Origin of the sequence: Pseudomonas sp. NFACC46-3, assembly GCF_900114515.1 — a bacterium.
Taxonomy (GTDB): Bacteria; Pseudomonadota; Gammaproteobacteria; order Pseudomonadales; family Pseudomonadaceae; genus Aquipseudomonas; species Aquipseudomonas fluorescens_Q.
The window spans coordinates 169,329-183,655 of the sequence record NZ_FOTH01000010.1; the positions used below are offsets into that span (position 1 = coordinate 169,329).

Below are 14,327 nucleotides of genomic sequence, written 5' to 3' on the forward strand. Positions count from 1 at the left end.
AATTCAGGCCTGCGCCTGGCTGATGCCGACCTGTCGTAACGCCGTTGCCAAGCTGTCGACCTGACGCTGTTCAGTATCCTTGAGCTGTTGCAGCTGCTGGCCCAAGGTCGGTGCGCCGAACATCCCGCGCAGCCCTTGGGACACATCGCCGCCCTGCATCGACTGACTGCCGAAGGCACCCATCGATTCGCTCTCGGAAGCGGAGTCCTGGGTGAACAGGGTCGAAAGCGTGCTGCTGCCGAATACCCCACCATCGCCCCCACCAAAGCCCAGGAAGCCCTGGCCCGAACCATCGCCAGCGGCATCGCTGCTGAACACCTGAGCGATATAGCTAGGCGCCAATTGGCCCCGGTTGATGAAAATATCTCCAATCGGCTTGAGGCCCCCGCCCACGTCCCGTTGCTCGAACAGCGGCGGGAACCCCAGCGGCGAACCGAGATTGCCGGTCGGCGGGGTAAAGACGATCGGTTGCAGCGGCACCTCGGACGGCGGGATAACCGTGACCGGGTCGGAGGTCAGGAACTCCGGCGGCGGCTTCACATCGTTGGGCACCACGGTGTCGATCGCATAGTTGTTGGACACCGCCACGCTGCCCCCGGCGTTGCCCGACAGGTCGCTGACGTTGCTGGTGTCCAGGGCAATGAAGTTGCTCGGGTCGGTGAGGTTCACCGTCGGTGTGAACGTCGCGGTCCAGGTCCTGCCGCCGTCGCTGCTGGTCAGGTTGGTCAGCTCGCCGTTGGTGACGCTGAGGTCCGACAGATCGAAATTGCTCACCGCCTCGCTGAAGGTGATGGTGACCTGGGTCGTCTCGCCCACGGTCAGGTTCGGATCGGCCACCACGATGGTCGCTGTCGGCCGGGTGGCATCGAGCGCGTAGTTGGCGGAGATCGCGATGCCCACGCCGGCGTTGCCGGCCAGGTCCTGCACATTGCTGGCGTCGAGCAGGATCAGGTTGGTGGCATCGTTGACGCCTGCAGTAGGCGTCAGGGTCGCCGTCCAGGTCAGGCCACCGTCACTGCTGGCGAGGTTGGACAGCACACCATTGGCCACACTCAGGTCGGACAGGTCGAAACCGGACACCGCCTCGGTGAAGGAGATAGTCACGGTGGTGCTCTGGCCGATGCCCAGGGTGGTGTCGCCCACGGTGATGGTGGCGCCTGGGCGAACCGTGTCGATTGCGTAGTTGTTGGAGTCCACCACACCGACACCGCTGTTGCCCGAGGCGTTGACCACGCCGCTGGTGTCCAGGCTGATCAGGTTGCTGGTATCGGTGATGCTGGCGCTCGGCGTGAACGTGGCCGTCCAGGTGACGCCGCCGTCGGTGGACGACACATTGCTGAGCGTGCCGTTGCTGATGGTCAGGTCACTGTTGTCGAAACCGCTCACCGCCTCCGAGAACGTAATGGTGACCTGCGAGGTTTCTCCTACGCGCAGCGCACTGTCGGCCACCACGATCGTGGCAGTCGGCACCTGCGTCTCGACCGCATAGTTGGCTGAGTCGGTGGTACCTGCCCCGCTGTTGCCAGCCGCGTCGCTCACGCCGGTATTGTCCAGGCTGATCAGGTTGCTGGCGTCGGTCACGCCCAGGGTTGGCGTGAAGGTCGCGGTCCAGGTCAGGCCGCCATCGCTGCTGCTGACAGCGCTCAGGGTACCGTTGGCGACACTCAGGTCAGCGTTGCTGAAGCCGGTAACGGCCTCGCTGAAGGTGATGGTCACTTGGGCGGTTTCACCCGGTTTCAACACCGAATCGCTCAGCACGATGGTGGCGGTCGGACGCTGGCTGTCGACGCTGTAGTTGTTCGAATCGGTGGTGCCGCTGCCCGCGTTGCCCGCCAGGTCGGCGACGCCGCTGTTGGCAAGGGTGATGACGTTGCTGGTGTCCGTGATACCAGCGGCAGGCGTGAAGGTCGCGGTCCAGGTAATGCCACCGTCATTGCTGCTCAGCCCGCTGAGGGTCCCGTTGGCGACGCTCAGGTCGGCAGTGGTGAAGCCGGTCACGGCCTCGCTGAAGGTGATGGTCACCAGCGAGGTCTCGCCCGCGGCGATGGCGGTGTCGGCGACGACGATGGTCGCGGTCGGGCGCACGGTGTCGATGGCGTAGTTATTGGAATCGGTGGTGCCGACGCCAGCGTTGCCCGAAACGTTGACGACACCGGTATTGTCCAGGGTGATCAGGTTGCTGGTATCGGCAATGCTCGCACTCGGTGTGAACGTGGCCGTCCACGTGACGCCGCCGTCGGAGGACGACACATTGCTCAGCGTGCCGTTGCTGACGGTCAGGTCGCTGTTGTCGAAACCGCTCACCGCTTCGTTAAAGGTGATGGTCACCTGGCTGGTTTCACCGATGCTCAGGGACGTATCGGCCACCACGATGGTCGCGGTCGGCACCTGGGTATCGACGGTGTAGTTGGCGGAGTTGCTGGTGCCGGTACCGGCGTTGCCGGCCGCGTCGCTCACGCCGCTGTTGTCCAGGACGATCAGGTTGGTGGCGTCCCGCGTACCGGTGGCCGGGGTAAAGGTCGCCGTCCAGGTAATGCCGCCATCGCTGCTGCTCACGGCGCTCAGGGTGCCATTGGCCACGCTCAGGTCCGAATTGTCGAAACCGCTGACCGCCTCGCTGAAGGTGATGGTCACCAGTGAGGTTTCGCCGACGCTGAGGTTGCTATCGGCCATCACGATGGTCGCGGTCGGGCGCAGGGTATCGACAGCGTAGTTGTTCGAATCCGCAGTGCCGGTGTTGATGTTGCCCGCCACATCGGCGATCGAGCCACTGTTGAGGCTGATCAGGTTGGTACTGTCGCTGATTCCCGCACTCGGGGTGAAGGTCGCGGTGAAGGTAATGTTGTCGCTGGTACTCAGCCCGCTCAGGGAACCATTGGCCACGGTCAGGTCCGCCAGGGTGAAGCTCGTCACGGCCTCGCTGAAGGTAATGGTCACCAGCGAGGTTTCGCCAATGGCAACGGTTGGGTCGGCCATGACGATGGTCGCAGTGGGGCGCACGGTGTCGACCACGTAGTTATTGGAATCGGTGGTGCCGACACCTGCGTTGCCCGCGCCGTTGATCAAGCCGGTATTGTCCAGCGTGATCACGTTGCTGGTATCGGAAATGCTCGCGCTCGGCGTGAACGTGGCCGTCCAGGTGACGCCGCCGTCGGTGGACGACACATTGCTGAGCGTGCCGTTGCTGACTGTCAGGTCCGCGTTATCGAAACCGCTCACCGCCGAATTGAAGGTGATGGTCACCTGGGTCGTTTCACCGATTCCCAGCGTACTGTCGGCGACCACGATGGTCGCGGTCGGCACATTGGTGTCGACCTGGTAGTTGTTGGAGTTGGTCGTGCCGGTGCCGGTATTGCCCGCCGCATCGCTGACGCCGGTGTTGTTCAGGGTGATGACGTTGGAGGTGTCGCTGACACCGAGCGCAGGCGTGAACGTCGCCGTCCAAGTGATTCCACCGTCGCTGCTGCTGACCGCACTCAGCGTGCCATTGGCCACGCTCAGGTCCGAGTTGTCGAAACCACTGACCGCCTCGGAAAACGTAATGGTCACCAGTGAGGTTTCGCCGACGCTCAGCGCGTTGTCGGCAACCACGATGGTCGCGGTGGGACGCAGCGTGTCGACGGCGTAGTTGTTGGAGTCGGTGGTGCCGCTGCCGGCGTTGCCCGCCCCATCTACGACGCCCGTGTTATTCAGCGTAATCAGGTTGGTGGCATCGCTGGTGCCGACGCTCGGGGTGAAGGTGGCGGTGTAGGTGATGTTGTCGCTGGTGCTCAGCCCGCTCAGGCTACCGTTGGCGACCGTCAGGTCAGCCAGGGTGAAACCGGTCACCGCCTCGCTGAAAGTGATGGTCACCACCGAGGTTTCGCCCAGGGCGACGGCCGTATCGGCGACGACTATGGTGGCGGTGGGGCGCGCCGTGTCGATGGCGTAGTTGTTGGAGTCGGTGGTACCGCTGCCGGCGTTGCCGGCGGCGTCCGCAACGCCGGTGTTATCCAGGGTGATCAGGTTGGTGGCGTCGCTGATGCTGGCGCTTGGGGTCAGTGTCGCGGTCCAGGTGATACCGCCGTCGCTGCTGCTCAGCCCGGTCAGGGTGCCGTTGGCGACCGTCAGGTCGGCAGTGGTGAAGCCGGTCACTGCCTCGTTGAAGGTGATGGTCACCAGCGAGGTTTCGCCGATTCTCAAGGCGTTGTCGGCGACGACGATGGTCGCGGTCGGGCGCGCGGTGTCGACGGCATAGTTGTTGGAACTGGTGGTGCCGGTGCCAGCGTTACCGGCCGCGTCCAGTACGCCGGTATTGGCCAGGACAATCAGGTTGGTGGCATCGCTGATGCTGGCGCTTGGAGTGAGCGTCGCGGTCCAGGTGATACCGCCGTCGCTGCTGCTCAGCCCGCTCAGGGATCCATTGGCAACGGTCAGGTCGGCCAGGGTGAACCCCGTCACCGCCTCGCTGAAGGTAATCGTCACCAGGGAGGTTTCACCGATGTTCAGCGCGTTGTCGGCCACCACGATCGTGGCGGTCGGGCGCAGGGTGTCGATCGCGTAGTTGTTCGAGTCGGTGGTGCCGGTACCGACGTTGCCGGACAGGTCGGCAACGCCGCTGTTGCTCAACGTGATCAGGTTGCTGGTATCGCTCACGCTGGCGGTCGGGGTCAGCGTTGCGGTCCAGGTGATACCTCCGTCGCTGGTGCTCAGCCCGGTGACCGTGCCGTTGGCCACCGTCAGGTCAGCGGTGGTGAAACCACTGACCGCCTCGTTGAACGTGATCGTCACCAAGGATGTTTCACCGGCGCTCAACGCCGTGTCAGTCACCACGATCGTGGCGGTCGGCAGCACGGTGTCGATCGCGTAGTTGTTGGAGTTGGTGGTGCCAACGCCGTCGTTGCCACTCAGGTCCGCGACACCGGCATTGTTCAGCACCACCAGATTGGTGGTGTCGGTGACAGCGGCGTCGGGTGTCAGGGTTGCTGTCCAGGTGATACCGCCGTCACTGCTGCTCAGGCCGCTGAGGGTGCCATTGGCCACCGTCAGGTCGGCCGTGGTCAAGCCGCTGACCGCCTCGGAAAAGGTGATGGTCACCAGCGAGGTTTCACCGTTCCTGAGGGCCGTGTCAGATACCACGATGGACGCCGTCGGCGCCACGGTGTCGTTGACCACGTAATTATTCGAATCGGTGGTGCCCACCCCGGCGTTACCGGCCAGGTCCGCCACACCGGTGTTGTTCAAGGTGATGATGTTGGTGGTATCGGCGATGTTGCTTGCCGCCGTCAGCGTGCCGGTCCAGGTGATGCCGCCGTCGCCGCTGGTCAGCGTGCCGATGGTGCCGTTCTGTACGGTCAGGTCCGCCGCGGTCAGCCCGGTCACCGCCTCGGAGAAGGTGATAGTCACCTGCGACGTGCCGCCAGAGTTCAGGTTGGTGTTGGCCACCACGACAGTCGCGGTGGGCGGCGTTTCGTCCGGCACGTAGTTGGTGTTGATGGTGCCGCCATCGCCATAGACGTTGGCCACCGAACTCGGCGAGACACCTGCCGTGCCGGCACTCGTTCCACCGGTGCCGCTGCCACCGACGTTGCCGGCCAGGGCCGCGAAGTTGGCCGCAGTGATCAGGATCGAACCCTTGTTCCAGATCGCACCGACACCCACGCCACCGGCGCCGCCCGCCTGGGTGTAGCCGCCGCCGGCACCGCCGCCACCGCCACCACCGCCCGCGCCGATGTTGTTGGAGATGACCGAGTTGCCGATGATCCGCAGGGTTGCGCCCGTGTCGTTGTAGATACCGCCAACCGCGCCACCGCCGGCACCGCCGATGTCGTTATAGCCATCGCCACCACCGCCGCCGCCGATGGACAACCCGCCGCTGCTGGCCGTGCCACCGGAGGAGCCGGTGCTGTAGCCGGCATAGACAGCGCCGCCGGCACCGCCGGTCGCGGAGCCGCCACGCCCGCCGATGTTGAAGAAGCCGCCACCGGCACCGCCCTGGTTGGTAGAGCCCAAGGAACCCGAGGAGTTGAGCGTATCGCCGCCACGCCCGCCGATCCCGCCGCCGAGCGCACCACCGCCACCGCCACCACCACCTGCGTATTCCGGCGTCACACCACCGCCGCCGCCACCGCCCGCCGCCACGTTAGCCGTGACCGTGACGTTACGCAGGGTCAAGGTACCCGCGTTGTTGATCCCGCCGCCCTTGGCCACCAGCGCATCGTCACCACCGTTACCGCCGTTGCCCGACACAACGCCGCGGGTAATCACCAAACCATCGAGGGTGGCCGTGGTGCCGGCCGTCACGCTGATCACCTGGGTGCGGAACTGCCCGTCCAGGGTGACATCGGCGACGTTGTCGTTGTTGAGATCGCCGTCGATCGTGATGTTCTGGTTCACCACCAGCACCTGGGTCAAGGCAACGGTCATGCTGCTGTTGAAGGTGACGATGTCGCCGTTCTGCGCAGAACCCAAGGCCGCGCGCAAGGAGCCCACGCCGGAATTGGCATTGTTGGTGGCGGTCCAGGTGGCCAGGCCCCACTGGTATTCACTCATGGCATTGGCCGACAGCACGTTGGCGCTTTCGATGTTGCCGGTGGCGATCTCCAGGTCCCAGTCACCGCCGACGCCAGTGCGATCGTCGGAAGCCGCCACGTCACGCCCGGTCAACTGCGCCAATGAATCCACCAGGCTCAGGCCACGCTCGCCTTCGGCGGTGTAGCAGCCGTAGATCAGGATATCGCCGCCGGCGTTCATGTCCTGGCCGATCTGCGCCAGCACTTCGCTGCGGGCCTGGACGTTGTCCGCCGACAGGTAGCTGTTGCCCAGCCACAAATCACCGGCATTACCGTGGGCGATGATCTGCACCGAGCTGACGCCCTGGTGGGTGTCCAGGTAATCGGCGATCTGTTGCAGACCGTCCTTGGTGGCATCCAGTTGCACCACCTGGGTCCCGGGCGCCACGCCTTCGAGCAGGTTGGCGGAATCCTTGACCCGGGAATCGACAAACACCACGGATTTGCCCGGAACGGCAGCCTGGGTGGCATCGACCTGGCCTTGGGGTGCATGACTATCGGCAGGCTGGTCCGCTGTGGGCGTCTTGGCCGCCTCGGCAGTCGGATGAGCGTCCGGTTGCGCGGCGTCGGCCACGGTTGCCGCCACCGCGCCGTCGAACAGCATTCGCGGCTCCAGGGACATGATCATTGGCGATGCCAGGGCCTGTGCGCCCTCGGTTACCCGCGATTTGCCTTTGCTCCACCACATGACGATCACCTGGACTCGAACTTCTTGAACACAAATGAAAAAAAACCGCAGTCAGCTGACGGCGGCGTCGGTTTTCATACGAATGACATTGGCGGCGCTTGCGGACCCATCGCGCCAGAACGACAACTCGGCATACTTTTCAAACAGATCCGGCGGCAGCAGGGTGCGTCGAGTTTGCGGCGCGACCTTGGGCTTGACCTTGTGCAGGCCGGCAACGCCCAGTGCCTGGTCGAAGGCCGGTGCGTCGTAGGTCAAGTGATTGAAATCGTGCTCGAACCAGGGCTCGCCGATAAACTCGTACACCAGTCGCATGACCCGCTCCGGTGCCTGGCTCAGCAGGTCGTAGTCAACGACCAGCAACGACTCGGCGTTCTCGCCGTAATAGGCCTCTTTGAGCGCCGTCCAGGCAAGCCCCACCAGACGATTGCGCTGGGCCAGGGTTTCGCAGCGGCTGTAGACGGTGTTGCGCTCGTCATCGTCGTTGAACAGCTTGGTGTTCTCGAACGGATTGGCGCGATAAAGGCGCTCCAGGCTGTCGAGGATCCAGGCAACGTTGCGCACGCAAGCGATGGTCTTGGCCTGGGGAAACAGGTCCTGCAGGGCAGGCAAACGGGCACACCATTGGCGATTGGTGTCGAAGATGACCGGTTTATCGGCTTTGTCGGCGTAGTAGGAATCGAAGAGGCCACGCAACAGGCGGCGGCGCAGGTCGGTGTCGATCACCGAACCGAACTCGCTGCCGGCGCTGCATTGTTGCAGGACGGTGCTGAACAGCGAACCGACGGGACTGGTCATCCCGGCATGAAAGCGCGGATTCTGCAGCAAAATGGCAGAAAGCAGGGTCGAGCCTGAGCGCGGTAAACCGGAAATAAAGTGAAACTGCGGCAATCCATTCACCTGTTTGTAGTCCCTTTGTATCGCGAAGCGTAGCCGAGGAAACAATCTTCGCCTAGTGGTACTTTGACATCAAAATCAGCCAATTCTGTAAAAAAGATGGACGGTATAGCGGCGATGCGAACCTGAATCGATTAAGCCGATCGACCACATTTTTCCTCTATTGCTGCCCAGCAGAATGAGACATCCCCGTCTACGCTCAGCCGTGCGTGACCAGGCCAGGGAATGAAGGCATCGGGCTGACCGCACTACCCTCCCTTGGATCCTGGCGGCATTGCCATACCAATAATCTGAAGGGATGAGGAATCTATGGAAGTATTTATGGGCACCATCCAACCGTTTGCCTTTAACTTCGCCCCCAATGGGTGGGCTCAGTGCAACGGGCAGAGCCTCCCAATTGCCCAGTACCAGGCTTTGTTCTCCTTGCTCGGCACGTATTACGGAGGCAACGGCACCACCAACTTCATGCTCCCCAATCTGCAAGGCCGCCTGCCGCTGGGACAAGGCAACGGCCAGGGTCTGACGCCGCGGGTCATGGGCGAAGTCTCCGGCACCGAAAACGTCACTGCAACGATCAGCAACCTGCCCGCCCACACTCACACCCTGGCGGGACTCACCGCCTCCACCACCCTGCAACTGGCAAACCCGGCCAGCAACCCGGTGAATACGCCGACGGCCACCAACTCGTTCATCGGCACCTCGGGCACCGGGCCTGGCTCGGCGGCGATTTATTCCGACCAGATCGGCGCCTCACCAGTGCCGGTCAAGGGCGTGAGCACGAGCATCGACGGCACGATTTCCCCCGCGGGCAACGGCTTGCCAATGGCGGTCATGAACCCGTTCCTGGTGGTCAACTTCAGTGTCGCCTTGAACGGTCTATTCCCAACCCGTAACTGATAAACCGCCGGAGGGCTGCGGTCCTCCGGCCTTTTGGAGTGTCGACATGCTGCAACAGGTTCATAGCCGCCATTTCCAACCGCTGCTAGGCCAGACCGGCAGCCTGACCCTGCCCGACGGCAGTTGCCTGCCGGTGCGCTTCGAAACCCTTGAAGAAACACCTCGGGCGAAGATGCCGAACACCGAGCGCATGCCCTTCAGCGTCGAGTTCAACAGCCTGGAGAGCACCGCGTTCGTGGACGGCCTGTGCGGGCTGGAGGTGCCGGAACTGGGCAAGATCGAGGGGGTGTTCGTATCACGGATACCGCCCATGGGACGGGATCCGGCGCTGGGATACTTCTACATCGCGTTTAACTAAAAACTGATGATCCCTTGTGGGAGCAAACCCGCTCCCACATTGAACAAGTGACCAGTCAGGCACTGTTCAGTTGCCTTTCGGATACCAGACCAACCGCTCCGCCGCCGGGTTGCTTTCCTGCACTTCGAAACCCAGCGCCAGGTAGTGCCGACGCGCGTGGGGGTTGCTGGTCCAGACCACGGTCGCCACCGGGCAGCGGACCTGTTGCGCGGCTTTTTGCACCCCTTGCAGCACCGCCCGGCCATAGCCTTGCCCGCGGGCCTGAGGGATAAAGGCCAGGTACAGCACGCGAATTTCATTGGGACCAAAATCAGTGCTCAAGGCGCCGATAGCGGTGCCGAGTTTTTCCACCACGTAATGCATGGCATTGGGGAAGCTCTCTCCCAACCCTTGTTCCTGCACTTGAAACTGCTGGGCAATCACCTGCCGCACCTGCTCATGCTCGCCGTCGATCCATTGCAGATCCGGTCGTGCCGCCTGGTAAAGGCTCTGCAAGAACGGACCATCGCTGACCCGCGATGGCCGCACCACCAATCCCTCCGCCGCCACTGAATCCATGCTCGCTCCTTAAAAACCGCTTTCCCTGACACCCAACGCCGCCAACCGACGCCAGGCCGCTCCCAACACCGACTCGCCCTGCCCCTGCAACACCACCACGCCACGCAGCGGTTGCACCGGCGCGGCCGAATCGTCAATGGCACTCAGGCGCACGCCATACTGCGCCTGCACCGGCTCGGCCCGTTGCTGCGAATCCCGGCGCACCGCAATCGGCCCATGGTGGTCGGACGTCAACGCTTGTTGTTCGACCCAGGCCACGCCGTTGGTGTCGATTTCATTCAACTGCACGGCAATCGATGGGTGCATCGGATCGTCGGCAATGAACCGTCCCGTGGCACCCGGCCCGACCCGCCAGAGCTCGGCTTCGGTGAGGTACCCGCGCAACCGCGAATCGGGCTGCACCACCCGCGCCAGCACCTGCGTCGGTGACAGCCAGCGCCCTACCGACAGTTGCGGCAACAAGTCGCGCACTTGGCCGGCATGGGGAGCACGCAACAACAGACGTTCGCGCTGGGCCACCAGGCCTCGGTACTCGGCCACCGCTTCGGCCAGTTGCTGTTCGATGATGCCGGCATCGGCTGCGGTTTCGCTGCGCCCGGCCTGACGACGCATCTGCAACTGCTGGATCTCGATTTCCCGGCGCACGATGGTCAAACGCGAGGCCATGTCCGGCGATTCCAATTCAATCAACACATCGCCTTGGGCCACGGTCTGGCCATCGTGCACATTCACTTGCTTGACCCGTGCCGCCACTGGCGCATGCAGGGCACTGGCGCGGCCGGCCTCGAGCATGACCGGCACCTCCACAGCGCTGCGCCAGGGCAGCACCAGCGCCAACAGCAACCCCAGCAATACCAGGCCTGCAAACAGCACTCGCGGGCCATGGGCCTGCTCGCGGCGGCTCCACCATTGCCGCCACTCATTCACGATGGGCATAAAAATGAACCACACCAATTCCACCATCATCAGAAAAATGCCCAGCACCTTGAAAAACAGGTGATAGACCGCCAGGGCAATCCCGAAAAACAACAATGCCCGCCACAGCCAGGAGCCGTATCCCCAGACCAGCAAACGCCGGCGCATCTTCGGCGACCAGGGCTCCGGCGCTGCCGCCCCATAACCGAACAAGGCTTCGCGCAGGTGCCAGCGGCACAGGGCGAACGCACGCCCCTGAAGGTTATCCACCGCCCAGAAATCACTGAGCAGGAAATACCCGTCAAAACGCATGAACGGGTTCAAGTTGATGATCAGCGTGGTGATCCAGGTGGCGCTGGCCAGCATGAACGCCGCCGTGCGCGCCGGTCCGTCGGGCAGCAGCGACCAGGCCAGCAGCGCGATGCACGCCAGCAACAATTCGGCCAGGACGCCGCCGGCACCGATCAGCAACCGCGCGCGACGATCGTTGATCCGCCAGGCGTCGCTGACGTCGGTATAGAACATTGGCAACAGCACCATGAACGCCACGCCCATGCTTTGCACGCGGCAACCGGCGCGCTTGGCCATGAAGGCATGGCCGAACTCATGGCACAGCTTGGCGAAGAGCAACGCCGCCCCGAAGGCCAGCGCACCGCCCAGGCTGAACAGGTGCGGAAACGTCGCGATGAAGCGCTGCCAGTCCCGCGACACCAGGAAGATGCCGAGGCCCAGGGTCAGCGGCAGGCCATAGCGCAGGATCCCGGGGCCGAACCGCGCCAACCAGGGCCAGGCCCGGTTGAGAAAGGCGTCCGGGCGCCACAGCGGGATGCGGAAAAACAGGTATTGATGCAGCAGGATCTGCCACAGGCTCTGGCGTTGTGCGGCAGTCTTGAAGAGGTAACTGTCGCGCTGTTGTGGGTCCATTGCGCTGATCAGGTCATGGCCGCGCAAGAAACCCAGCAGTTGCTCCAGCGACTCGCCATTGAGCGGCAGGCCCGGCTCGCGGTTTGCGGCTTGCAGCACCTGCTCCGGATCGCCCAGGGACCAGTGCCGCAACATGCGCATGGCCGCCGCGCCAAGCTTGAAATAGCGCCCTCGCACCGGATCGGCCAAGGTCCACTGCGGCGAACCGTCCGGGTCCGGCGCCGCCGCGGACAACTGCAGGTCCGGCCGCAGGCTCGGCAAGTCCATGCTACAGGCCTACGCTCTGGCGCAGGCCGGCCAGTGGCCGACGCAGCAGGTACAACGCCAGCGGCGCGCGGTCGCCAAAGACCTTCGCCGTGCCCCGCAGGCCGATGCGCGGCGCCGTGGCATCGAAACGCGCGTCCAACCGGTACGCCAACTGCCCGGCGGCGGTAGGCTGCGCTTCATAGGCCGAGCGCTCGAGCCAGGCCAGGTGCCGCTGCAACGGGTCGCTGTCGAGAAACAACGCCACTTGCGCACCGGGCTCCAGGGCAATCGCGTCGCCCACTGCCAATTCAATACGCAACTCGGCCTGGTTCGGGTCGGCGATTTCCATCAGTCGCTCGCCGGTCTGCACGGGCTTGCCGAGCCAACGCTCGGCGTCGGCAAATACCGCAATGCCGTCGCGCTCGGCGCGGACTTCGCTGCGCTTGAGCAGCTCAAGCGCGTAGTTGCGCTCGGCCCGCTTCTGTTCGACGCGGGCGGCCAGCAAGTCAATCTTCGAACTGGATTCAGCGTCGACAAACGAACGCTGGGAATTGGCCTTGAGTTCGGCCTCAGCCACGCCCAACGCACGCTCGGCCACATCGGCCTGGGCCTTGAGGCTGGTGCTTTCGAAACGCAGCAGCAGGTCGCCGTTCTTGACCGTCTGGTTGGGCTTGACCAGGAACTCGGCAATCACCCCATCCAACGGCGCCGCCACCACCTGCCCGCCCAATGGCACCACTTCGGCCGGGGCCAACACGGACTGGCGCACCGGGATCAGCAAGCCCAGCAGCAACACCGCCACCAGGGCGACCTGGCGCTTGCGCGTCCAACGCAGACGCCACGGCTTGCGCGGTTGCAGCGCCAGCCACGCATGGCTGTAGGTGTCGCCCAGTTGCGATAACAGTACTTGCTCGGCAGGGGTCCATGGCAGGTCGCGGGCCAGCCATAAGCCGCCGAACACCTGGCCTTGATGATCGATCAACGGCAGCCAGAACACCTGCCCGGCGGACAGGCTTTGCCAGTCAGCCCGGATGGATTCGCCCACCCCCTCGGCGGCGATCACCCGGGCCTGATTCAGTACCCCCTGCTTGAACGACTGCGCCACCGCCTGTTCGACGAACGCCACAAACGGTGCGTTCGGCTCCACGGCGCTGACGCCCGTCACGGCCTGGACCTTGCCGGCGATCAATAGCGCGGCATGGCGAAAGCCGAACAGGGCCTGACCGTCGTTGACCAGGCTGTAGCTCAGTTGCGCCGGGGTACGTGCAGCACGCGTCTGGCGCTCCAGGTCGAGGAAGCGGGCGAACACCTGCTCGGCGTTGCCGGTGATCGGCGCGTTCACTTGGGCTCCGCGAAACGCGCGGTACCACTCATGCCGGACAACAGCCCCGTGGCATCCGGCAAGGTCGCCACCAGCAGCAAGGTCTGGCTACCCTCATCGATGCGCGCGCCCAAGCGCTTGACCGTCGCTTGCAATGGCTTGCCGGTTTCATCGGGAATAAACGTGAAAGGCTGGCCGGGCTTGAGCCGGTTCATCCAGCGCGACGGCACCAGCAGATGGATTTCCAGGGTGCGGTTGTCCACCACATCGAGCAACGGCGCCCCAGCGGCCACGCTTTCATAACGCTGGACCTTGCGCGCCACCACCTGACCATCGAAGGGTGCGACCACGCTGCAGCGCTTGACCTGAACCTGATACACCTGGGACTGTGCCTGGGTCTCATTGAGCCGGGCCTCGGCCCGCGACACCTCAAAACGCCCGACTGATTTCAATTGCGCCAGTTGCCGGTTATGCGCCAATTCCTCACCAGCACCCCGGCTGGCCGCCTGGGCCGCGTTGAGCTGGGCCTGATACGCCGAGCAATCGAAACGCGCCAGGGTGTCGCCCTTCTTGAACGACTCGCCCTCACTGAACGGCAACTCGACGATACGCCCGGCCAACTCGCTGGCCAGCACCGCCTGGTCCCGCGCCCGCAGCACCCCTCGCGCCTCGTTGCCACTCGGCGCACTGGCCGTGACACTGCTTTCCAGCAAAGGATCGTCGGCAGCAGGCGTTTGTGCCTGAACCGTGCACGCTACAAAGGTCAATCCCACAACCCAACTACTCAAACGTCGCATGACCGTTACTCCCTGACGGATGGGCGGAGTCTACGACAGCGGTGGGGGGCGTCAAGGGAGGCGAGAAATTTGGTGGTCATACACGCCCTGTGGCGAGGGAGCTTGCTCCCGCTGGACTGCGCAGCAGTCCCAAAACCTGGCGCCTCGGGGTGTCAGGCAGATCGCATTCAAATTGCTT

8 protein-coding genes are annotated in these 14,327 nt (G+C 63.9%); 2 read left to right on the forward strand and 6 right to left on the reverse strand.

Going from position 1 to position 14,327, the window contains the following annotated elements; translation table 11 throughout:
- Positions 1 to 3: 3 nt before the first annotated feature.
- Together BM300_RS13250 and BM300_RS13255 are read right to left on the reverse strand one after the other, a co-directional pair.
- Complete coding sequence (locus tag BM300_RS13250) at positions 4 to 7,239, reverse strand: Ig-like domain-containing protein (RefSeq protein WP_092463089.1); 7,236 nt, start codon at positions 7,237 to 7,239, stop codon at positions 4 to 6.
- 51 nt (positions 7,240 to 7,290) lie between these two features.
- Complete coding sequence (locus BM300_RS13255) at positions 7,291 to 8,136, reverse strand: sulfotransferase family protein (protein WP_092463091.1); 846 nt, start codon at positions 8,134 to 8,136, stop codon at positions 7,291 to 7,293.
- Positions 8,137 to 8,442: 306 nt separating this feature from the next.
- Here BM300_RS13255 and BM300_RS13260 point away from each other — a divergent pair, with 306 nt between their 5' ends.
- Positions 8,443 to 9,030, forward strand: a complete 588-nt coding sequence (locus BM300_RS13260) for a phage tail protein (protein WP_092146630.1) — start codon at positions 8,443 to 8,445, stop codon at positions 9,028 to 9,030.
- A 46-nt stretch (positions 9,031 to 9,076) separates the two neighbouring features.
- A complete protein-coding gene (locus BM300_RS13265; RefSeq protein ID WP_014335980.1) occupies positions 9,077 to 9,388 on the forward strand; it encodes a DUF6916 family protein in 312 nt (103 codons plus the stop codon).
- A 66-nt stretch (positions 9,389 to 9,454) separates the two neighbouring features.
- On the opposite strand, the gene BM300_RS13270 is transcribed toward BM300_RS13265, so the two are convergent.
- The 4 genes from BM300_RS13270 to BM300_RS13285 are packed head-to-tail and all read right to left on the reverse strand — an operon-like array spanning position 9,455 to position 14,149.
- Positions 9,455 to 9,946 (reverse strand): GNAT family N-acetyltransferase, encoded by a 492-nt coding sequence (locus tag BM300_RS13270; protein ID WP_063323468.1) that lies wholly within the window; start codon positions 9,944 to 9,946, stop codon positions 9,455 to 9,457.
- A gap of 9 nt (positions 9,947 to 9,955) precedes the next feature.
- Positions 9,956 to 12,052, reverse strand: a complete 2,097-nt coding sequence (locus BM300_RS13275; RefSeq protein WP_092345361.1) for a site-2 protease family protein — start codon at positions 12,050 to 12,052, stop codon at positions 9,956 to 9,958.
- Between the two features lies 1 nt (position 12,053).
- A complete protein-coding gene (locus tag BM300_RS13280; protein WP_092345359.1) occupies positions 12,054 to 13,373 on the reverse strand; it encodes an efflux RND transporter periplasmic adaptor subunit in 1,320 nt (439 codons plus the stop codon).
- Complete coding sequence (locus BM300_RS13285; RefSeq protein ID WP_092146640.1) at positions 13,370 to 14,149, reverse strand: efflux RND transporter periplasmic adaptor subunit; 780 nt, start codon at positions 14,147 to 14,149, stop codon at positions 13,370 to 13,372. The genes BM300_RS13280 and BM300_RS13285 overlap by 4 nt, the downstream gene beginning before the upstream one ends.
- Positions 14,150 to 14,327: the final 178 nt, after the last annotated feature.